General features: G+C 72.1%; 19 protein-coding genes. 10 read left to right on the forward strand and 9 right to left on the reverse strand.

Annotated features, from left to right (window positions below):
* Positions 1–112 precede the first annotated feature (112 nt).
* Positions 113–1,258, forward strand: coding sequence for a GTP cyclohydrolase II (gene ribA / locus ACE3Q3_RS00125; RefSeq protein WP_374439969.1), 1,146 nt, complete (start codon positions 113–115; stop codon positions 1,256–1,258).
* Complete coding sequence (locus tag ACE3Q3_RS00130; RefSeq protein WP_374439972.1) at positions 1,255–1,770, forward strand: L,D-transpeptidase; 516 nt, start codon at positions 1,255–1,257, stop codon at positions 1,768–1,770. The genes ribA and ACE3Q3_RS00130 overlap by 4 nt, the downstream gene beginning before the upstream one ends.
* Positions 1,771–1,773: 3 nt before the next feature.
* On the opposite strand, the gene ACE3Q3_RS00135 is transcribed toward ACE3Q3_RS00130, so the two are convergent.
* Complete coding sequence (locus tag ACE3Q3_RS00135) at positions 1,774–2,490, reverse strand: YggS family pyridoxal phosphate-dependent enzyme (protein WP_374439975.1); 717 nt, start codon at positions 2,488–2,490, stop codon at positions 1,774–1,776.
* 126 nt (positions 2,491–2,616) lie between these two features.
* Here ACE3Q3_RS00135 and ACE3Q3_RS00140 point away from each other — a divergent pair, with 126 nt between their 5' ends.
* Both ACE3Q3_RS00140 and ACE3Q3_RS00145 read left to right on the forward strand, forming a co-directional pair.
* The gene (locus ACE3Q3_RS00140) at positions 2,617–3,174 is read left to right on the forward strand and encodes a hypothetical protein (protein ID WP_374439977.1); all 558 of its coding nucleotides are present in this window, start codon (positions 2,617–2,619) and stop codon (positions 3,172–3,174) included.
* Positions 3,174–4,418 (forward strand): glycosyltransferase family 9 protein, encoded by a 1,245-nt coding sequence (locus ACE3Q3_RS00145; RefSeq protein ID WP_374439980.1) that lies wholly within the window; start codon positions 3,174–3,176, stop codon positions 4,416–4,418. Before ACE3Q3_RS00140 ends, ACE3Q3_RS00145 begins: the two co-directional genes overlap by 1 nt.
* Before the next feature lie 73 nt (positions 4,419–4,491).
* Here the strand turns inward: ACE3Q3_RS00145 and ACE3Q3_RS00150 are convergent, their stop codons facing one another.
* On the reverse strand, positions 4,492–5,703 hold the full coding sequence (locus tag ACE3Q3_RS00150; RefSeq protein ID WP_374439982.1) for a porin: 1,212 nt from the start codon (positions 5,701–5,703) through the stop codon (positions 4,492–4,494).
* Between the two features lie 388 nt (positions 5,704–6,091).
* Between ACE3Q3_RS00150 and ACE3Q3_RS00155 the strand changes: the two genes are divergently transcribed.
* The 4 genes from ACE3Q3_RS00155 (at position 6,092) to holA (ending at position 10,913) form a co-directional block, all read left to right on the forward strand.
* A complete protein-coding gene (locus ACE3Q3_RS00155) occupies positions 6,092–6,664 on the forward strand; it encodes a DUF3576 domain-containing protein (RefSeq protein WP_374439985.1) in 573 nt (190 codons plus the stop codon).
* 141 nt (positions 6,665–6,805) lie between these two features.
* Complete coding sequence (gene leuS / locus ACE3Q3_RS00160) at positions 6,806–9,370, forward strand: leucine--tRNA ligase (protein WP_374439987.1); 2,565 nt, start codon at positions 6,806–6,808, stop codon at positions 9,368–9,370.
* On the forward strand, positions 9,357–9,863 hold the full coding sequence (lptE, locus tag ACE3Q3_RS00165) for an LPS assembly lipoprotein LptE (protein WP_374439990.1): 507 nt from the start codon (positions 9,357–9,359) through the stop codon (positions 9,861–9,863). The genes leuS and lptE overlap by 14 nt, the downstream gene beginning before the upstream one ends.
* 24 nt (positions 9,864–9,887) lie before the next feature.
* Entirely contained in the window at positions 9,888–10,913 is a 1,026-nt protein-coding gene (holA, locus tag ACE3Q3_RS00170; protein ID WP_374439993.1) for a DNA polymerase III subunit delta, read from the forward strand.
* On the opposite strand, the gene ACE3Q3_RS00175 is transcribed toward holA, so the two are convergent.
* From ACE3Q3_RS00175 to ACE3Q3_RS00200, 6 genes are all read right to left on the reverse strand, one after another.
* Positions 10,914–11,777, reverse strand: a complete 864-nt coding sequence (locus tag ACE3Q3_RS00175) for a ParB/RepB/Spo0J family partition protein (protein ID WP_374439996.1) — start codon at positions 11,775–11,777, stop codon at positions 10,914–10,916.
* The gene (locus ACE3Q3_RS00180) at positions 11,774–12,574 is read right to left on the reverse strand and encodes a ParA family protein (protein ID WP_374439999.1); all 801 of its coding nucleotides are present in this window, start codon (positions 12,572–12,574) and stop codon (positions 11,774–11,776) included. The genes ACE3Q3_RS00175 and ACE3Q3_RS00180 overlap by 4 nt, the downstream gene beginning before the upstream one ends.
* Entirely contained in the window at positions 12,564–13,172 is a 609-nt protein-coding gene (gene rsmG, locus ACE3Q3_RS00185) for a 16S rRNA (guanine(527)-N(7))-methyltransferase RsmG (protein WP_374440267.1), read from the reverse strand. Before rsmG ends, ACE3Q3_RS00180 begins: the two co-directional genes overlap by 11 nt.
* A gap of 8 nt (positions 13,173–13,180) precedes the next feature.
* On the reverse strand, positions 13,181–15,055 hold the full coding sequence (mnmG, locus tag ACE3Q3_RS00190) for a tRNA uridine-5-carboxymethylaminomethyl(34) synthesis enzyme MnmG (RefSeq protein WP_374440004.1): 1,875 nt from the start codon (positions 15,053–15,055) through the stop codon (positions 13,181–13,183).
* An 85-nt stretch (positions 15,056–15,140) separates the two neighbouring features.
* A complete protein-coding gene (mnmE, locus tag ACE3Q3_RS00195; RefSeq protein ID WP_374440269.1) occupies positions 15,141–16,463 on the reverse strand; it encodes a tRNA uridine-5-carboxymethylaminomethyl(34) synthesis GTPase MnmE in 1,323 nt (440 codons plus the stop codon).
* Positions 16,460–16,810, reverse strand: coding sequence for a ferredoxin (locus tag ACE3Q3_RS00200; RefSeq protein WP_374440007.1), 351 nt, complete (start codon positions 16,808–16,810; stop codon positions 16,460–16,462). The genes mnmE and ACE3Q3_RS00200 overlap by 4 nt, the downstream gene beginning before the upstream one ends.
* A 162-nt stretch (positions 16,811–16,972) precedes the next feature.
* On the opposite strand from ACE3Q3_RS00200, the gene ACE3Q3_RS00205 reads away from it, so the two are divergent.
* Together ACE3Q3_RS00205 and ACE3Q3_RS00210 are read left to right on the forward strand one after the other, a co-directional pair.
* Positions 16,973–18,991, forward strand: coding sequence for a thioredoxin domain-containing protein (locus ACE3Q3_RS00205; RefSeq protein ID WP_374440010.1), 2,019 nt, complete (start codon positions 16,973–16,975; stop codon positions 18,989–18,991).
* Positions 18,991–19,452 carry a methylated-DNA--[protein]-cysteine S-methyltransferase gene (locus ACE3Q3_RS00210; protein WP_374440013.1) on the forward strand — a complete coding sequence of 154 codons (462 nt, stop codon included), beginning with the start codon at positions 18,991–18,993 and terminating at the stop codon, positions 19,450–19,452. The genes ACE3Q3_RS00205 and ACE3Q3_RS00210 overlap by 1 nt, the downstream gene beginning before the upstream one ends.
* Here the strand turns inward: ACE3Q3_RS00210 and ACE3Q3_RS00215 are convergent.
* Positions 19,449–19,982 carry a GNAT family N-acetyltransferase gene (locus ACE3Q3_RS00215; RefSeq protein WP_374440016.1) on the reverse strand — a complete coding sequence of 178 codons (534 nt, stop codon included), beginning with the start codon at positions 19,980–19,982 and terminating at the stop codon, positions 19,449–19,451. The two genes, ACE3Q3_RS00210 and ACE3Q3_RS00215, sit on opposite strands and share 4 nt — an antisense overlap.
* Between the last annotated feature and the right edge of the window lie 7 nt (positions 19,983–19,989).

Raw genomic sequence — 19,989 nt, forward strand, 5'->3', positions numbered from 1 at the left:
ATCGCGAGCCATCGTCCGGCTCGGCGCCCGCCGGCCCGCGAAAGAATCAACGAGCACCCGGGTCGAACGCACCAGACGCCCCATCGTAACCCCATCCTGCTACAGGTACGCCATGCCGCTCAGCAGAGTCCGCCTGTCCGACGTCGCCGCCGCTGTCCATGGGCAGGGCAGCGTGGCCGTCGACCGCGCCGTCGCCGATTTCCGCCGTGGCGAGCCGATCGTCATCCGCGACGGCGACCGCGCCGTCCTGGCGCTCGCCGTCGAGGCGCTCACCGAGGATCGCCTTTCGCGCTTCGTGCGCCTGTCCGGTTCGAGCCCCAGCTTGGCCATGACCGGTCGCCGGGCGATCCTGCTCGGGCTCGGCAGCAGCGAGGCGGGCGTCGTCCGGGTGGCGCTGTCGGGCACGCCCACCGCCCAGTCCCTGCGCGACCTCGTCGACCCGCTGGCGAAACCCGGCGTCGCGCCGACCGTGGTGGCGGTGACCGCGGCGCGGCCGACCGACGGCGATTCCGCGGCGGTCGCGCTCGCCAAGATCGCCCGGCTGCTGCCGGCGGCGGTCACCGCCGCGGCCGGGCTGGTCGACGACCGGACGCTCGAGGACTGGGCCCGTCTGGAGGGGCTGCTGGTGGTCGAGGCCGGTCCGGTCCTGAGCTACCCGACGGACATGGCGCGGCGCCTGTCGCGGGTGGGCGAGGCCCGCGTGCCGTTGGCCGGCGCCGAGAACACGCGCATCGTCGCCTTCCGGCCGTCGGACGGCGGCCTGGAGCATATCGCGATCATCGTCGGCACCCCCGATCCGCGGCAGCCGGCGCTGGCCCGCATCCACTCCGAATGCTTCACCGGCGACCTGCTCGGCAGCCTGCGTTGCGACTGCGGCGACCAGTTGCGGGGCGCCATCCGCGAGATCGCCGAGCAGGGGGCCGGGGTGCTGCTGTACCTCGCCCAGGAGGGGCGCGGCATCGGCCTGGTCAACAAGCTGCGGGCCTACCAGCTCCAGGACGAGGGGTTCGACACCGTCGACGCCAACCTGCAGCTCGGGTTCGATGCCGACGAGCGCGTCTATGCGCCGGCGGCGGAGATGCTGCGCCAGCTCGGTTTCTCCAGCGTCCGCCTGATGACCAACAACCCGCTCAAGGTCGAGGCGCTGCGCCATTGCGGGGTCGACGTCGTCGAGCGGGTCCCGCACGTCTTTCCCAGCAACGACCACAACGCGGACTATCTGCGCACCAAGGCCGTCAAGAGCGGGCACATGCTGTGAGCGGCGACTGGACGGTCGGATCGGACGGCGACCGGGCCTGGCTCGCCGCCGACGGCCGGCGCTTCGCCTGCGCGATCGGTCGCGGCGGCATCCGCACGGACAAGCGGGAGGGGGACGGGGCGACGCCGGTCGGCCGCTTTCCGCTTCGCCGCCTGCTCTACCGACCGGACCGGCTGCCGCGGCCGGCGACGGGCCTGCCCGTGGTCGCGATCGGCCGCGACGACGGCTGGTGCGACGATCCCGGCCATGCCGACTACAATTGCCCGATCCGCCTGCCGCACCCGGCCCGGCACGAGCGCCTGTGGCGCGACGACCCGCTCTACGACCTCGTGGTCGTCATCGGCCACAACGACATGCCGGTCGTGGCCGGCGCCGGCAGCGCGGTGTTCGTCCACGTCGCCCGGGACGGCTACGCGCCGACCGAAGGCTGCGTGGCGCTGACGGCCGCCGACCTGCTGCACTTGCTGGCCCGGGCCACGACCGACACGCGCCTCGTCGTCGAGGCTCCCTGAAGGTCAGGCGGGCGGGGCCGACCGCGCGCCGAAGATCGCCGAACCGACCCGGACCATGGTGGCGCCGAAGCGGATCGCCGTCGGATAGTCGCCGCTCATGCCCATGCTGAGGCGCTCCAGGCCGTTGCGGCGCGCGATCTCGCGCAGCAGGGCAAAGTGGAGGGCGGGGGGCTCGTCCGCCGGCGGGATGCACATGAGGCCCGAGACCGGCAGGGACCACTCGTCCCGGCAGCGAACGAGGAACGCGTCCACCGCCTCCGGCGCGACGCCCGCCTTTTGCGGTTCCCGGCCGGTGTTCACCTGCAGGAGCAGCGCCGGCAGCCGGGCGCCCTTGTCGCGCGCCTTCACCAGCGCCACGGCCAGGCTCTCGCGATCGAGGGTCTGCAGGACGTCGACGAGCCCGATCACGTCCTTGACCTTGTTGGTCTGGAGCGGGCCGATCAGGTGCAGCCGGATGTCCGGCCACCGCGCCTTGAGGTCCGGCCACTTCGCGGCCGCCTCCTGCACCCGGTTCTCGCCGAACACCCGCTGGCCGCCCCGGATCGCCTCGATCATGTTCTCGGCGCCATAGGTCTTGCCGACCGCGACCAGTTCCACCGAGGCCGGATCCCGGCCGGCGGCGCGGGCGGCCTCGGCGATCGTCCGGCGGACGGCGGCCAGCCGGGCTGCGATCGAATCGGGAACGTCGTCCGCGGCGTGGACGGGGGCGGGTTCGGCCAAATCTTGCCTCCTCGGGAGCGGCTCAAGGGGTCCGGGCCTCGCCTTGACCCCGGCGACGACGGCCCCCACGATCGGTGCGGGACGGCCGGATAGTAGCACCGGGGCCGGAAAGGATCACCCGAAGCCATGAAGCTCAACCTCGGCTGCGGCAATCGCAAGCTCGACGGATACCTCAATGTCGACAACTCGCCCCATTGCGAGCCGGACCTGCTGCTCGACCTGGAGCGCCTGCCCTGGCCGTTCGAGACCGCGAGCGCCCAGGAGATCCTGCTGATCCATGTCCTCGAGCATCTGGGGCAGACGCCGGCGACCTATCTCGGGATCATCAAGGAACTGTACCGCGTCAGCGCGCCCGGCGCCGTCGTGCGCATCACCGTGCCGCACCCGCGCCACGACGATTTCGTGACCGATCCGACGCATGTCCGGCCGATCACCGTGGCCGGGCTCGAGATGTTCTCCAAGGTCAAGAACCGGGAATGGCAGGCGAAGGGGTGGGCGACGACACCGCTCGCGCTCATGCTCGACGTCGACTTCGAGATCGTGTCGGCCAACGCCCAGCCGGAGGAGCCCTGGCTCGGCCGCCTGCGGCGGCGCGAGATCACCTCGCAGGATCTCTCCTTCGCGGCCCGCTCCTACTGGAACGTCATCCGCGCGACCGACATCGTGCTCCGCGCCGTCAAGTGATGGCCGATCCCGCCCGCGCGGGCCGTACCCGCACGCCGCTGCTGTCGTTTCGGGCGGCGAGCCCGTTCCGCTTCCATCAGGCCGGCACCGATCCCGAGACCGAGCAGGCCGGCCGCGGCGGCGAGGTCTGCTACACCTCGCTCGGCCAGTTCGCGCGCAACGTCGTCGGGCGCCATCCGCAGCAGTTCCGGACCATGGCGGGAACCGTATCCCTGCCATGCCTGCCGCGCGAGGCCTGGCCGACCTTCGACTTCGCGCGCCGGCGGGTCCTGTTCCTGCTGCCGAGCCAGGCGCTCGGGTCCAACGTCTGCACGCTCCTCTTCCTGTCGGCCTTGCGCGCCCGCTTCCGTCCGCGCGGCCTCGGCGTCTTCTGCGCCGGCTCGGCCGCCGACATCTACCGCACGGTCCCGGGCATCGAGCTCTTCACGCTGTGGCTGGGCGCGCGCGATCTCGCGCGCTACGACGCCGTCGTCGATCTCGGCCATCTGGAGTCGCGCCGCGACATCGACATCTGGCCGGTCGACATGGAGGGCGAACTCCTGGAGGCGTTCGGGCTGCCGCCGTCGCCCGACTATCCGGCCGAGGCGCGGCCGATCCCGGCCGGGCGCCCACCCCGCATTGCCGTCATGCCGCTGTCGTCGACGCCGATGCGAACCTTGCCGCCGGCCGTGACGTCCGAACTCCTCCGGGCGCTGGCGGGCCGCGGCGAGGTCACGCTCTGCCTCAACGACAACCAGCACCAGGGACGCCTCTACCGCCGCGCCCTCGACCTGCCGGCCGCGCTGCCCGTCGTCGATGCCTACCCGACGGTGGGCGGCCTGCTCCGCGGCATCCGCGATTTCGACTATGCGGTCCTGGCCGACAGCGGACCCGCCCACATGACCAAGCTCTTCGCGCTGCCGGGCCTGGCGATCTACAGCTCGGCACCGCCCGCCGTCCTGCAAGGCCGGTTCCGCAACCTCGCTGCCTGGACCGTGCCCTATGTCGGGCCGGACTGTGCGGCACCCTGCGGGCTGGCCAAGCTGCGCATCGCGGCCGATGGCCGCGTCGGCTGCATGGGGTCGCTGCGCCTGCCGCTCGAACGGCTGCCGCGCACCGCGCAGGCCGCCGATCCGGCCGCGGTCGAACGCCTGCTGCTGGCGGAGCCGATTCCCTGCATGGCGCGGATGCGCGAGATGGCGACGACGATCGCCGATCTCGCGGTCGCCGATCTCGACCGCCGTCTCGCCGGCCCGCGTTCGTAGAACGGGACCCCGAAACGCAGAACGGAGGGCCTTTCGGCCCTCCGTCCCGCGAAACTCTCCTTGTGGGAGAGGATCAGAAGCTGACGGTCGTGCCGAGCACGAAGGCCCAGCTGTCGCCGTCGGCCGACGGACGCGAACGATCCGCCTCGAGGCCGTACCACTGCACCGACGCACGGAGATCCATGCCCGGGCCGTAGGTGTAGCGGCCGCCGACGAGGACGCGCTGCATCTTGTCGTCGTCCAGGCCCGGCTGCTCGCGCTCGGAGTTCAGGTAGGACGCACCGACCACGAACGGACCGACGCCGTAGGTGACGCCGCCGCCCCAGGCGCGGGACTTGTTGTCGCCGCGGAGGCCGTTGTCGTCTTCCCAGTAGCCGCCGCCGACCTCGAAGCCGGCGAAGCCGACCTTGGCATAGGCGCCCCAGGTCTCGCGATCGTCGTAGCCCGAGCAGGCCGCGGAGACGACGCAGCCCGACAGCGAGCCACGCTCATACGAGCCGCTGACCGCGAGGCTGACCGGACCGAACTTGTTGGTGTAGTTCACACCGACCGCGATCACGTCTTCCCAGCGGGCCGCGCTGGTGTCGGACTGCTTGTTCGACGGCATGCCGGCGAACGAACCGCCCTTGGCGCGGACCTGACCGGCAGTCGCCTCTTCCGAGTTGTCCGGCGTGTACGACACACCGACCTGGAAGCCGGCGAAGCGCGGCGAGATGTAGGTGAACTTCTCCGAGTCGCCGGAGATGTTGACCAGCCACGCCTCGGTGGAGCGGTTCAGCGCGCCCGAGCCGAGGCCGTTGATGATGCGGTAGTTCGGGTCGAGACCGTCGAAGTTGCCGTCGACGGAGGGCGGGCCGACCGAGAGCAGGTAGCCGGCCGAGTTCTCCGAACCCAGGATCAGCTTACCCCAGCCGCCTTCGAAGTACAGGTAGCTCTCGTCGATCTGGTCCGAGCAGACCTCGGCTTCGAGCTCGACCTGGGCGCCGACCGTGAGGCCGTTGTCCAGCTTCACCGAGCCGGTGAAGTGGATTTCGGCTTCGCGCTTGAGGTCGAATTCGCGACGGTTCTGGCCGTACTCGCCGACGCCGTCCGGCTGGCTGACATAGACGCCGTAGGCCTGGAAGTAGCCACCGATCCCGAGCCGCAGCGGCTGCGGCTGCTTCCCCGGGGCAGCCGACTGCGCCATCGCCGGAACGGCGAGGACGCCAGCGGCGATCAGGGCGGTGCTGCCCAACAACACCTTTTTCATAAGTCCCCCTTCACGTTCGAACCTGTATGCGAGCAATTCGCTTTAGACCGCAGAACGGCTCCACGACGGCAATCTGAGAGAAAGCCCGGAGTACCGTCAAGGCGAAGGTGGTTCGCCTGTGTCGCCCCGTCCCACCTGTGGCAGATTTGCACCAGCGACCCCCGCATGCCGGAGGGGCAGCGCCGACCGTCACTATATATAGAGTGCGGCCGGCTGCGGAGCGGTGTCGAGCGCAAGCCCGTCGAATCGTCCGCGTGCCGGCACCCGGTTCGGAACGGGCCGAGCCGGAATGGCGATCGGCCCGTTGCCGTTTTGACGGCCAGGAAGCGTGGTGCTAGACGGTTCCCTCGGAAGAGGGGCCTGGAACGGCGTCCGCCCGGGGTCGGTGCCCGCGGTCTCGCCAATGGAAGGACAGTTCGGCCACATGATCGCTGCCCGCAAGATCTCCCGCTCGGCCCGGGTCGCCCTGGCCGGCATGGCGCTGGTGACGCTCGCCGCCTGCGGCACCGACGGGCCGAAGACCGAAGCCGCCTATCCGACCCGCCGCACCGGCGCGTCGGACATCACCTACAGCAACCAGCCGCGCGAGACGATCTGGGGCGACGGCAGCGGCCTCTGGCTGTTCGGCTCCACGCGCCGCGCCGAGCCCGGCAGCGAAGGCGGTGGCGGCGGCATCGGCGTCAACACCTTCCTGTGGCGGGCCTCGCTCGACACCCTCTCCTTCATGCCGATGGCCCAGGCCGATCCGTTCGGCGGCGTCATCATCACCGACTGGTACTCGGCGCCGCAGGCCCCGGACGAGCGGATGAAGGTCAACGTCTTCATTCTCGACCGGACCCTGCGCGCCGACGGCGTCCGCGTCGCCGTGTTCCGACAGCGCCGCGACGGCCTGGGCAACTGGGTCGACGCGCCCGTCGATCCCAAGACCGGGCCCGATCTCGAGGACGCCATCCTGACCCGGGCCCGCCAGATGCGGCTCGGCATGGCCGCCCAGTAGCCGGCAGGAACCCGGCGGCCGGCTTGCGGGCCGGCGTCCCGTTCGACAGAATGCCGCGCCTTTTTTGACTTGGGACCCCGCCCGGGCGGGGCGTCCATTCCGCCCGCTCGGGCGAACCTCGGCAGGAAAAGCAGCGACCCCATGTCCCGCTACAACGTCCGCGAGAACGAAGACCGGTGGCGCGCCGCCTGGGCCGACCAGCGCACCTTCGCCGTCACCGAAGATGCCGGCAAGCCGAAATACTACGTCCTGGAGATGTTCCCCTATCCCTCGGGACGCCTCCATGTCGGCCATGTCCGCAACTACACGATGGGCGACGTGCTGGCCCGCTACAAGCGCGCCCGGGGCTTCAACGTGCTGCACCCGATGGGCTGGGACGCCTTCGGCCTGCCGGCGGAGAACGCGGCCATCGCCAGCAAGGTCCATCCCGCCGCCTGGACCTACGAGAACATCGCGGTGATGCGCGACCAGTTGCGCCGGATGGGGATCGGCTACGACTGGGACCGCGAGATCGCCACCTGCCACCCGGAATACTACCGGCACGAGCAGAAGATGTTCCTCGATTTCCTCGAGGCGGGTCTCGCCTACCGCAAGGAGTCGTGGGTCAACTGGGATCCGGTCGAGAACACCGTGCTGGCCAACGAGCAGGTGATCGACGGCAAGGGCTGGCGCTCGGGCGCGCCGGTCGAGCGGCGGCGCCTGTCGCAGTGGTTCTTCCGCATCACCGAGTTCGCCGACGACCTGCTCGACGCCATCCGCCGCCTCGACCGCTGGCCGGACCGCGTGCGGCTGATGCAGGAGAACTGGATCGGGCGGTCCGAGGGCGCCCGCTTCCGCTTCCGCCTGGCCGGACGGGACGACGGCATCGAGGTCTATTCGACCCGGCCCGACACGCTCTTCGGCGCGTCCTTCGTCGCCGTCTCGCCGAACCACCCGCTGGCCGAGGAACTGGCCCGGTCCAACCCCGCGCTCGCCGCCTTCATCCAGGAATGCAGCCGGCTCGGCACCAGCGAGGCCGTCATCGAGGCGGCCGAGAAGCTCGGCTTCGACACCGGCCTCCAGGCGGTCCATCCCTTCGACCCCGACTGGCGGGTCCCGGTCTACGTCGCCAACTTCGTCCTGATGGAGTACGGGACGGGGGCGATCTTCGGCTGTCCCTCCGGCGACCAGCGCGACCTCGACTTCGCCCGCAAGTACGGGCTGCCGGTGATCCCGGTCGTGCTGCCGCCCGGCGCCGACCCGGCGTCCTTCGCCATCGCCGACGAGGCCTATACCGGCGACGGGACGCTCTACAACTCGCGCTTCCTCGACGGGCTTCCCGTCGACGACGCCAAGCGCCGCGCCATCGACGAACTGGAGCGGCTCGGCGCCGGCGCCGGCGAGGTGCAGTTCCGGCTGCGCGACTGGGGCGTGTCGCGCCAGCGCTACTGGGGCTGCCCGATCCCCGTCGTCCATTGCGAGGATTGCGGCATCGTCCCGGTACCGGAAGCCGACCTGCCGGTGCGCCTGCCCGACGACGTCACCTTCGATCGCCCGGGCAATCCGCTCGACCACCATCCGACCTGGAAGCACGTCGCCTGCCCGTCCTGCGGCAAGCCCGCGCGGCGCGAGACCGACACTTTCGACACCTTCGTCGAATCCTCCTGGTACTTCCTGCGCTTCTGCTCGGCGCGCGACGGTGCGGCCTTCGACCGCAAGGCGGTCGAGTACTGGATGCCGGTCGACCAGTATATCGGCGGCGTCGAGCACGCCGTCCTGCACCTGCTCTATTCGCGCTTCTTCATGCGCGCGCTCTCGCGCTGCGGCTATGCCGACATGGCCGAGCCCTTCGCCGGGCTCTTCACCCAAGGCATGGTCTGCCACGAGACCTACCAGGACCCCGAGGGCAAGTGGCTCTTCCCGGAGGATATCCGCCGCACCGAGGGCGGCGCCGTCGTCACCGTCGACGGCGGCCGGCCGGTCACCGTCGGCCGCTCCGAGAAGATGAGCAAGTCGAAGAAGAACGTGGTCGGCCTCGAAGCCATCGTCGAGGGCTACGGCGCCGATACCGCGCGGCTCTTCCTGCTGTCCGACAGCCCGCCGGAGCGCGACCTGGAATGGACCGACGGCGGCGCCGAGGGCGTGTGGCGCTTCATCAACCGCGTCTGGCGGCTGGTGACCGAGCCGGCCGTCGCCCTGCCGCCGGCAGGCGCCGCCCGTCCCGACCGGCTCGACCCGGCGGCCGACGCCGTGCTCCGCCTGGTCCACAAGACGATCCATGCGGTGACCGAGGACCTGGAGGGCTTCCGCTTCAACAAGGCCGTCGCCCGCATCCGGGAACTGGTCAACGGCCTGGCCGACCTCGCGCCGGACGCTGCCGGCGCCGCCTGGGTGCTGCGCCAGGGCTGCGAGGCCACCGCCCAGCTCCTCTCGCCGATGACGCCCCATCTCGCGGAGGCGCTCTGGGAGGAACTCGGGCACCGCGTCCTGCTGGTCGACACGCCCTGGCCGCAGGCGGATGCTGCGCTGCTGGTCGACGACATGGTAACCTTGGCCGTGCAGGTGAACGGCAAGCTCCGCGCCACCCTCGACATGCCGCGCGATGCCGATCGCGCCGCGGTCGAGGCCGCCGCGCTCGGGCTGGCGGCCGTCCATCGCGCCGCCGAGGGCAGGTCGCCGAGGAAGGTCGTCGTTGTACCGAACCGGATCGTCAATGTGGTGGTCTAGGGGGCTCGCGTTCGCGGCCCTCCTGCTGGCCGGCGCCTGCGGATTCGAGCCGCTCAACGCGCCGCGCGGCGCCGGCTCCGTGCCGACGGAGCTGGCGACCGTCCAGATCGCCAACATCGCCGACCGGTCCGGCCAGTATCTCCGCAACTACCTGCGCGACGAGATCAACCCCTATGGGGTGCCGGGGAACCCGCGCTACCGGCTCGACGTCAAGCTCGCCGAGCAGCGCGCCGACATCGGGCTGCGCCGCGACGACATCCGCACGCGCACGAACCTGACGCTCGAGGCCGAATACCGCCTGGTGTCGCTCGCCGACGGCAAGACCGTCCTCCAGGGACGCAGCCGGACGCTGTCGAGCTTCGACATCCTCATCAACGACTACGCCAACGTCGTCTCCGAGCAGGAAGCCCGCCAGCAGGCGCTGCGCCAGATCGGCGCCGACATCCGGACGCGGCTGGCCCTCCATTTCCGCCGCAACGATCCGACGGGCTGACCGCAGCCGGGAAAGCGCGGCCCGGTGAAGATCCCCTCCGCCCGGCTCGACGCCTTCTGCCGGCGTCCCGACGCCGCCATCCGCGCGGTCCTCGTCTACGGACCCGATGCCGGCCTGGTGCGCGAGCGGGCCGCCCTGCTCGGCCGCAGCGCCGTGCCCGATCCCGACGATCCCTTCCGGGTGTCCGTCCTCACCGGCGCCGCCGTGGTCGCCGATCCGCCGCGGCTCGCCGAGGAGGCGGCCGCGCTCTCCCTCATCGGCGGCCGCCGCCTGGTCCGGGTGCGCGAGGCGACCGACGCCACCGCCCCGGCGCTCGAGCGGGTCCTGCGGGACGGCGCCAGCGGCGACACGCTGATCGTCGTCGAGGCCGGCGAACTGCGGGCGGGCAGCCCCCTGCGCAAGCTCTTCGAGGGCGCTTCCGCGGCCGCCGCCGTGCCGTGCTACGTCGACGAGGGCGCGGCGCTCGAGCGGGTCCTGCGCGAGACCCTGGCGCAGTACCGGGTGGCGCTCGACGGCGAGGCTGCGCACTGGCTCGCGGCCCATCTCGGCGGCGACCGCGGCGTCCTGCGCGGCGAAGCGGAGAAGCTGGCGCTCTTCGTCGGCGATGGCGGCCGCGTCTCGGTCGAGGACTGCATCGCCGTGGTCGGCGACAGCGCCGAGATCGCCATCGACGCCGTCGTCGCCGCGACCGCCGGCGGCGACCGCCGGCGCCTGGAGCGGCTCCTCGACCGCGTGTTCGCCGAGGGCGAGGCGCCCATCCGCGTGCTGCGCGCGCTGCAGCGCCATTTCCTCCGCCTGCTCGGGCTGGCCGCCGCCGTCGAGGCCGGGGCGCGGCCGCAGGAGGCGGTCGACGCCCTGCGGCCGAAGCCGCACTTCAAGGAGGCGCCGCTGCTCGCCGTCCAGGCCCAGCGATGGACCCGGCGCCGCGTCGCCCACGCCATCGCGCGCCTCGCCGACGCCGAGGCCGACTGCAAGCGGGCCGCCTTCCCCGCCGACCTCGTGTGCCGGCGGGCGCTCGACGATCTCGCCCGTCTGGGCGAGCGCCGTTAGCTACCCGCCGAGGCGCTTCAGCACGTCGTCGAGCTGGTCGAGCGTGCGGTAGTGAAGGACGACCCGGCCGCCGCGCTCGCCATGCTCGATCGCGACCCGCAGCCCGAGCTGCTGTTCCAGGGTCCGTTCGAGCGCCCGCGTGTCCGCATCCGGCTCGGGCGGCGGACGCCGCGGCGCCGTCTGCTTGGCGCCTTGCGCCAGCTTCTCCGCCTGGCGGACGTTCAGCCCCTGTTCGACGATCCGGCGCGCCAGCGCCGCCGCGTCGGCCGCGCCGACGAGCGCGCGCGCGTGGCCCGCGGTCAGCGCGCCCTCCTGCACCAGCTCGCGCACCGCGGCCGGCAGCTGCAGCAGGCGGAGGGTGTTGGCGATGTGGCTGCGGCTCTTGCCGACCGAGCGCGCCAGATCCTCCTGGCGATGGCCGAACTCGTCGATCAGCCGCTGGTAGCCCTCGGCCTCTTCCAGCGCCGTCAGGTCCTGGCGCTGGACGTTCTCGACCAGCGCGATCTCCAGGGCGGCACGATCGTCGAGCTCGCGCACCAGCACCGGGACGCTGTGCAGGCCCGCCGCCTGGGCCGCCCGCCAGCGCCGCTCCCCGGCGACGATCTCCCACCCGTCCTCGCCGTGGCGGCGCACCAGGATCGGCTGGAGAATCCCCTGCTCCCGCACCGATTCGACCAGGGCCGCCATCGCCGCCTCGTCGAACTGGCGGCGCGGCTGGAACCGGCCCGGCCGCAGGTGCTCGATCGGGACCGCCCGGGTGGCGCCGGGCGACGGCGCCGGCTCCGCCGGTACGGGCGGGCTCTCCCCCAGGAGGGCCGACAGCCCGCGGCCCAGGGGCTTGCGCTTCATCGCGTCGCGGCTCATGCGGCATCCCTCTCGTAGCGTTCCAGGAGTTCGCGGGCGAGCTGGATGTAGGCCTGGGCCCCCGCCGAGCGCCAATCGTAGAGCATCACGGGCAGCCCGTGCGACGGGGCTTCGGAAATCCGCACGTTGCGGGGGATCACCGTTTCGAACACGGTGTCGCCGAGGTTGGCCCGGACATCCTCGGCCACGACCTCGGAAAGGTTGTTGCGGCGATCGAACATCGTCAGGACGACGCCCCGGATGCGCAGGTCCGGGTTCCGGCTGCGCCGGATCCGGTCGACGGTGTGCAGCAGGTGGCTCAACCCTTCGAGCGCCAGGAACTCGCACTGCAACGGCACCAGGACCTCGTCCGCCGCGACCAGCGCATTGACCGTCAGCATCCCCAGCGACGGCGGACAGTCGATGAGGACGAACTCGGCCTCGGCCGCACCGTCGAAGAGCGCGTCGCGCAGGCGCTGGTCGCGCCGCTCGCCCTCCAGCAGTTCGACCTCGGCCCCGACCAGGTCGCGGGTGGCGGGCACCAGCGTCAGGTTCGGCACCTGGGTCGCCATGGTCGCGCCGTCCAGGGTCTCCTCGCCGGTCAGCACGTCGTAGATGCTGGGCTGGCGGTCGGCCGGCTCGACGCCGAGCCCCGTCGAGGCGTTGCCCTGCGGATCGAAGTCGATCACCAGCACGCGGTGTCCGGCGGCGGCGAGCGCCGTTGCGAGATTGATGACGGTGGTGGTCTTGCCGACCCCGCCCTTCTGGTTGGCGACCGCGACGACGCGGCGGATGGATGCGGGCGCGCTACTGGACACGGACGATCTTCTCCAGGCGGAGGATACAGCCATCGGGATCGGCGGCGCTCGGGCGCTGGCCGAGTTCGAAGGACCAGGACCGCCGCGCCTCGGCGATCTCGGCGCCGGCGGTCCGGCCCTTGAGGAAGATCGCCCAGCCCCCGGGACGGCGGTGCCGGTCGGCGAGCTCCAGGAGCTTCGCCAGCGGGGCGCAGGCGCGCGCCGTCACCACCTCCGCCCCGATCGGCGGCAAGGCTTCGATCCGGCCCTCGCAGATGCGGACGGACGTGCCGGTCTCCCGTGCCGCGGTGCGCAGGAACGCGCATTTCCGCTGGTCGGATTCGAGCAACGCGACATTGGCGTGGCCGAGGATGGCGAGGACCATGCCGGGCAGCCCCGCCCCCGATCCGAGGTCGGCGATCGGACCCGTCACCGCCTTGAGGTCGGGCGAAAGCTGGGCGCTGTCGAGGACATGGCGGCGCCAGGGGTCGGCCAGCGTCGCGGCCGACACCAGGTTGATGCGGGGCGACCAGCGGGCCAGGAGGTCGACATAGACCTGCAGCCGCTCCAGTGTTTCATGTGAAACAGCGATGGCGGCGGCAAACCCGGACGGAGTCAGCGCCGCGGTCACGCGACGCGGCGCTCCCCGCGCCGGACATGCTTCAGCAAGGCCACCAGCGCCGCCGGCGTCACCCCTTCGACCCGTGCCGCCTGTCCCAGCGTGGCGGGTCGGACGCGGCCCAGCTTCTCCCGCACCTCGGCCGACAGGCTGCCCAATGCCGCATAGTCGAGATCGTCCGGCAGCAGCAGGGCCTCGTCCTTGCGGAACGAGCGGATGTCGGCCTCCTGGCGCTCGACATAGCCGGCGTAGCGGGCGTCGATCTCGATCTGCTCCACCGCCTCCGCCGTGAGGGTGCCGAGTTCCGGCCAGATGCGGGCGAGGTCGGCGATGGCGATGTCGGGATAGCGCAGCAAGTCCGTGACCGATCGCGCGACCCCGTCCTGGTTGACCTGGAAGCCGGCGCGCCCGAGCGCCGCCGGCGTCGCCGACAGTCGCCGCGCCAGCGCCCGCCCTGCCTCGAGATCGCGCATCTTGCGCGCGAAGGCCGCCGCCCGTGCCGCCCCGACGCAGCCGGCCGCCGTCCCGAGCGCCGTCAGTCGCTGGTCGGCGTTGTCGGCCCGCAGCACCAGCCGGTACTCGGCCCGCGAGGTGAACATGCGGTAGGGTTCGCTGGCGCCGCGGGTGACGAGGTCGTCGATCATCACGCCGATATAGGCGTCCGCCCGGTCGAGGGTGACCGCGGGTGCCTGACCCGCCAGGGCGGCGGCGTTGATGCCGGCCATCAGGCCCTGGGCGGCCGCCTCCTCGTACCCGGTCGTGCCGTTGATCTGGCCCGCCAGGAAGAGCCCCGGCACCCGCCGGGTCTCCAGCGTCGCCCGCAGCTCGCGCGGGTCGACGAAGTCGTACTCGATGGCATAGCCCGGGCGCAGGATCCGCGCCCGGCCGAGGCCGGGGATCGCCGCGATCATTGCCGCCTGGACGTCCTCCGGCAGCGAGGTCGAGATGCCGTTGGGATAGATCGTGTCGTCCTCGAGCCCTTCGGGCTCGAGGAAGATCTGGTGCCGGTCGCGCTCGGCGAACCGCACCACCTTGTCCTCGATCGACGGGCAGTAGCGCGGGCCCACGCCCTCGATCTGCCCGGAATAGAGCGGTGCCCGGTGCAGGTTGCCGCGGATCGCGGCATGGGCCTCCGGGGTCGTCCAGGTGATGTGGCAGGGCACCTGCGGGGTGGTGATCCGGTCGGTCAGGAACGAAAAGGGCGGCGCCGGCGAGTCGCCCGGCTGGGCTTCCAGCCCCGCCCAGTCGATGGTCCGCCCGTCGAGGCGCGGCGGCGTGCCGGTCTTCAGCCGACCGAGGCGGAACCCGGCGCGCTCCAACGTCCGGGCAAGCCCGATCGCCGGCGCCTCGCCGACGCGGCCGGCGGGAACCCGGCGATCGCCGACATGGATCATTCCGCGCAGGAACGTGCCCGTGGTCAGGATCACCGCCCCCGCCCGGACCTCCCGGCCGGATGCGGCGACCACTCCGGCAGCGCACCCGGCCCGATCGAGAATGAGGTCCTCGGCGGATTCGGCCGCGATCTCGAGCCCGGCCTGTTCGGCCAGCAGCGATTGCATCGTCTGCCGGTAGAGCCTGCGGTCGGCCTGGGCGCGCGGTCCGCGGACGGCCGGCCCCTTGCTGCGGTTCAGGATGCGGAACTGGATTCCCGCCCGGTCGATGCAGCGCGCCATCAGCCCGTCGAGGGCGTCGATCTCGCGGACGAGATGGCCCTTCGCCAGGCCGCCGATCGCCGGATTGCACGACATCTCGCCGATGGTGTCGCGGCGATGGGTCATCAACAGCGTGCGTGCGCCCATCCGGGCGGCGGCGGCCGCGGCTTCGCACCCGGCATGGCCGCCGCCGATGACGACGACGTCGTAACTGTTCTGCGGCTCCGGCATGGCGCCGCACTCTATGGATCGGTGCCCCGTTCGCCAAGCAAAAGCGCCGACCGACCGCCGGGCCGGCGCTGTTTCACATGAAACATCACTTGCCGATGCAGAATTCCCGGAAGACGCGATCCAGGACCTCCTCGACGTCGATCCGGCCGACCGCTTCGCCCAGGGTCCGCGCCGCCAGCCGGAGTTCCTCCGCCAGCAATTCCGGCAGGGCCACCGTCATGGTCGCCCGCAGGTGCCGGATGCAGCCCTCGACCGCCGCGCGGTGGCGCGCCCGCGTCGGCGACAGCCCGGCCGCTGGAAAGGTTGCCGCGATCCCGCCGGCGATCGCCGCCGCCAGTTCGGCCATCCCCTCCCCCGATCGCGCCGACACACGGACATGCGGCACCGGCCCGAGATCGACCGGGCGATCGGACAGATCGCGCTTGTTGAGGACGACGATCGCGCGCGGGTCGACGAGACCGGCGACCGCCGCATCGGACGCCCGGTCCGCGAGGTCGACGACGAGCAGCCGCAGGTCCGCCGCGTCGGCCCGCGCCCGGGCGCGCCGCACCCCCTCCGCTTCGACGGCGTCGGCCGTCGGCCGCAGCCCGGCCGTGTCGGAGAACACGACCGGCCAGCCATCGAGGTCGATCGCCGCCTCGACGACGTCGCGGGTGGTGCCGGCGACCGGATGCACGATCGCCGCGGCGCGACCGACCAGCGCGTTCAGCAGGCTGGACTTGCCGGCGTTCGGAGCGCCGGCGAGCACGACATGGATGCCGTCCCGCAGGCGTTCGCCGCGACCGCCATCTCCGAGATGCCGGGCCATCGCCGCGGCGAGGCTGGCCGCCTCGGCCGGGATCGCCTCCAGCAGCCCGCCCGGCAGATCCTCGTCGGGAAAGTCGATCGCCGCCTCGGCGCGCGCCATCATCGCGACGATCCGCTCCCGCCAGCCCTCGTAGAGCCGGCCGAGCTCGCCGTCGAGCTGCCGCATGGCCTGCCGGCGCTGCGCCTCGGTCTCGGCCGCCACCAGGTCGGCGATCGCCTCGGCCTGGGTCAGGTCGAGCTTCCCGTTCGCGAACGCACGACGGCTGAACTCGCCGGGCAGCGCCGGCCGGGCGCCGGCCGCGGCGAGCGCCGCGGCCAGGGCGTTCCACACCGCCCGCCCGCCATGGACGTGCAGTTCCGCCACGTCCTCGCCGGTGAAGCTCGTCGGCGCCGGAAACCACAGCAGCAGCCCGTCGTCGATCACCGGATCGATCCCGAATCGCCGGCGAACGGCCGTCCGGGGCGGTGGCACCGCCCTTCCGGTAAGTGCGCTTATTATCGCTCCCGCCAGCGGTCCTGAAACACGCACCATCGCCACGCCGGACCGGAAATTTCCGGTCGTAAGCGCGAATATCGTATCGCCATGCCGGTAACCGGTCAGCTGCGCGGTTCCGTCTGGTCGGGAGCCAGCATGAGGCGCTCGACGCGACCGCCCTCGATCAGGTGCGTCTGCAGGATCTCGTCGATGTCGGCGTTGCTGTGCGCGGTGTACCAGACGCCCTCGGGATAGACGACGATCGTCGGCCCGAGCTCGCAACGGTCGAGGCAGCCGGCCGAGTTGATCCGGGTGTCGGCGAGGCCGAGTTCCTTCGCCCGCGCCTTCATGTAGTTGCGCAGGCGCTCGCCGCCGCGCGCCTTGCAGGAGCCGCGGGGATGCCCCTCCGGCCGCTCGTTGGTGCAGGCGAAGACGTGGCAGCGATAGAAGGGCGGCGGATCGGCGATCGTCATATCGGGCGTCTCGCGTTCGCATTCGGGGAGGCGGGCCACGAACGGGGGCGGAATGCGGTTGAGCCCCACGGGTCGCTCTCCCACATTATCGGGACCATACCCCTCCGGCGCAACGCGCCGGCCGCCATCCGGCCGACGATCCGGGCCGAGGAGAATGCCCCGATGCCCCAGAACCGCCTCGCCGCAGAGACCAGCCCCTACCTGCGCCAGCACATGGACAACCCGGTGGCGTGGGAGCCCTGGGACGCGGACGCCCTCGATCGCGCCCGCCGCGAGCGCCGGCCGATCCTGCTCTCCGTCGGCTATGCCGCCTGCCACTGGTGCCACGTCATGGCCCACGAATCCTTCGAGGATCCCGAGACGGCCCGGGTGATGAACCGCCACTTCGTCAACATCAAGGTCGATCGCGAGGAGCGGCCGGACATCGACCAGATCTACCAGCACGCGCTGGCGCTCACGGGCGAGAGCGGCGGCTGGCCGCTCACCATGTTCCTGACCCCCGACGGCGAGCCCTTCTGGGGTGGAACCTACTTCCCGCCGACCGCCCGCTACGGCCGCCCCGCCTTTCGCGACGTGCTGACCGCCGTCGCCGACACGTTCGCCCGCGATCCCGAGAAGGTCGCCAAGAACGTCACCGCACTCCGCGACGGCCTCGCCCAGCTCTCGCGCACCCAGCCCGGCTCCGGCATCCCCCTGGCGACGATCGACCAGGTGGCGCGGCGGCTGGCGCGCGAGATCGATCCCTTCCACGGCGGCATCGGCGACGCGCCGAAGTTTCCCCAGCCCTTCGTGATCCAGCTCCTGTGGCGGGCCTGGAGGCGCCAGCGCCAGCAGCCGTTCCGCAACGCGGTCCTGCTGACCCTCGACCACATGAGCCAGGGCGGCATCTACGACCATCTCGGCGGCGGCTATTCGCGCTACTCCGTCGATGCCGTCTGGCTGGTGCCCCATTTCGAGAAGATGCTCTACGACAACGCCCAGCTGATCGACCTGCTGACGCTCGTCTGGCAGGAGACGCGCCGGCCGCTCTACGCGGCCCGGGTGCGCGAGACCGTCGACTGGATGCTGCGCGAGATGCGGGTCGAGGATGCCGCCTTCGCCGCCGCGCTCGACGCCGACAGCGAGGGGGTCGAGGGCAAGTTCTATGTCTGGGACGAAGCCGAGGTCGATCGCGTCCTCGGCCCCGACGCCGGCCGCTTCAAGAGCGTCTACGACGTCACCCCCGACGGCAACTGGGAAGGCCACACCATCCTCAACCGCCGGCGCCACATGGACTGGCTCAGCGACGAAGAGGAGCAGCTCGCCGACTGCCGCCGACGCCTGCTCGCCGCCCGGGCGGCGCGCGTCCGCCCGGGGCGCGACGACAAGGTGCTGGCCGACTGGAACGGCATGGCGATCGCGGCGCTCGCCAATGCCGGCCTCGTCTTCGACGAGCCCTCCTGGATCGAGGCGGCGCGACGCGCCTACGACTTCGTCGCCCGGCGCCTGCTGGCCGCGGCCGACGGGCGGCGGACCCATTCCTGGTGCGACGGCCGGGCCCGGCATCCGGCGACGCTCGACGATCATGCCCACCTCGCCCGGGCGGCGCTGGCGCTCCACGAGGCGACCGGCGAGCCGGCCTGGATCGACGCCGCCCGCCGGCATGTCGCCGATGCCGACCGTCACCATTGGGACCCGGCCGAGCCCGGCTACTTCTTCGCCGCGACCGACACGCGCGACCTCGTCGCCGCGGTCAAACATGCCAACGACCATGCCGTTCCGTCGGGCAATGCCGTCATGGTCGATGTTCTGGCCCGTCTCCATGCGCTGACCGGCGAGGCGCGCTTCCGCGGCCGGGCCGAGGCCGTGGTCGGTGCCTTCTCCGGTGCCGTCGCGCGCAACTTCTTTCCGCTCGCATCGCTCCTGAACGCGGCCGCGTTCCTCGAGCGGCCGCTGCAGATCGTGCTGACCGGCGCTGCCGGCGAGGCGCGCGCCCGCCTGCGCCGGGCCGTCCTCGACGTGTCCCTGCCGGATCGCGTTCTGACGATCGTCGAGCCCGGCACGGCGCTGCCGGCGGATCATCCGGCCCACCGCAAGGCCGCGCCGGCCGGCGCGGCGGCGGCCTTCGTCTGCGCGGGCCCGGTCTGCTCGCTGCCGATCGCCGATCCGGACGAGCTCCGCGCCGACCTGGAGCGGCGCTGATGCCGGCCCGCCGCATCCGCTCGGTCGCGACCCCGGTCGGGCGCTTCCAGATCGTCGAGGAGGACGGCGCCATCGTCGCCAGCGGCTGGCGCGGCAGCGTCGGCGCCGACCGGTCGCCGCTTCTCGACGAGGCGGCACGGCAGCTGGACGCGTACTTCGCGCGCACGCGCCGCGACTTCGAGCTGCCGCTCCGACCGTCCGGCACGCCGTTCGAACGCGCCGTCTGGGAAGGCATGTGCGCCATCCCCTACGGCGAGACCCGGACCTATGCCGACCTCGCACGGGTGGCCGGCGGCGTCGCCCGCGCCGTCGGCCAGGCCTGCGGCAGCAACCCCATTCCGATCTTCATCCCCTGCCACCGGGTGACGGGCAGCCATGGCCTCGGCGGCTTCAGCGGCGGCGAGGGCCGGATGACCAAGCGGCGCCTGCTCGGCCTCGAGGGCGCGCTCCTCGATCTCTAGATCCCGCGGACGAGGTAGGCCGCATCGCCGCCATAGCTCGCAAGCTTGCGCCGCAGATCGCGGGACGGGTGCGGCGGCGGTCCGAATCCCTGGGCCATCCAGTAGGGCGTCGAGCCGCCGACGGCCACCAGCGCCAGGTGCATCAGGCCCCGGGCCGCGGCGAGGCCGATCAGGCGACCGACCAGGGCCGATCCGAGACCCTTGCCCCGCGCCGCCGGCAGCAGGGCGACGTCGTGGAGATAGAGGCAGTCGGGGCGCGCCGGGAGGGCGCCCAGCAGGCTGTCGAGCGCCGGCGGCGCTCCGAGGCGTCCTGGATGGGCGATCGCGTAGCCGACCATCTCGGTCCCGTCCCAGGCGGCGAAGCATCCCGCCGCGAAGAGCGCCAGCCGCTCCGCCGGGACCTCGGGCCGCTCCGGGTAGGCGGGATGAACGATCGCGGCGATCCGTTCGACGGCGTCCAGGTCGGAGGGCCGGAGCGGCCGCCACCCGGCGCCGCGGGGCGCCGGCTCAGCGACTCCGCCCGATGACATGCGCCAG

Source organism: Allostella sp., assembly GCF_041913585.1.
Taxonomy (GTDB): Bacteria; Pseudomonadota; Alphaproteobacteria; order ATCC43930; family Allostellaceae; genus Allostella.

Bases quoted from the DNA above. Each gene is read 5' to 3' on its own strand.
- ribA (WP_374439969.1), top strand. From the start codon at position 113: ATGCCGCTCAGCAGAGTCCGCCTGTCCGACGTCGCCGCCGCTGTCCAT.
- ACE3Q3_RS00140 (WP_374439977.1), top strand. From the start codon at position 2,617: ATGAAGCTCAACCTCGGCTGCGGCAATCGCAAGCTCGACGGATACCTC.
- ACE3Q3_RS00145 (WP_374439980.1), top strand. From the start codon at position 3,174: ATGGCCGATCCCGCCCGCGCGGGCCGTACCCGCACGCCGCTGCTGTCG.
- ACE3Q3_RS00155 (WP_374439985.1), top strand. From the start codon at position 6,092: ATGATCGCTGCCCGCAAGATCTCCCGCTCGGCCCGGGTCGCCCTGGCC.
- leuS (WP_374439987.1), top strand. From the start codon at position 6,806: ATGTCCCGCTACAACGTCCGCGAGAACGAAGACCGGTGGCGCGCCGCC.
- lptE (WP_374439990.1), top strand. From the start codon at position 9,357: ATGTGGTGGTCTAGGGGGCTCGCGTTCGCGGCCCTCCTGCTGGCCGGC.
- ACE3Q3_RS00175 (WP_374439996.1), bottom strand. From the start codon at position 11,777: ATGAGCCGCGACGCGATGAAGCGCAAGCCCCTGGGCCGCGGGCTGTCG.
- mnmG (WP_374440004.1), bottom strand. From the start codon at position 15,055: ATGCCGGAGCCGCAGAACAGTTACGACGTCGTCGTCATCGGCGGCGGC.
- ACE3Q3_RS00200 (WP_374440007.1), bottom strand. From the start codon at position 16,810: ATGACGATCGCCGATCCGCCGCCCTTCTATCGCTGCCACGTCTTCGCC.
- ACE3Q3_RS00205 (WP_374440010.1), top strand. From the start codon at position 16,973: ATGCCCCAGAACCGCCTCGCCGCAGAGACCAGCCCCTACCTGCGCCAG.
- ACE3Q3_RS00210 (WP_374440013.1), top strand. From the start codon at position 18,991: ATGCCGGCCCGCCGCATCCGCTCGGTCGCGACCCCGGTCGGGCGCTTC.
- ACE3Q3_RS00215 (WP_374440016.1), bottom strand. From the start codon at position 19,982: ATGTCATCGGGCGGAGTCGCTGAGCCGGCGCCCCGCGGCGCCGGGTGG.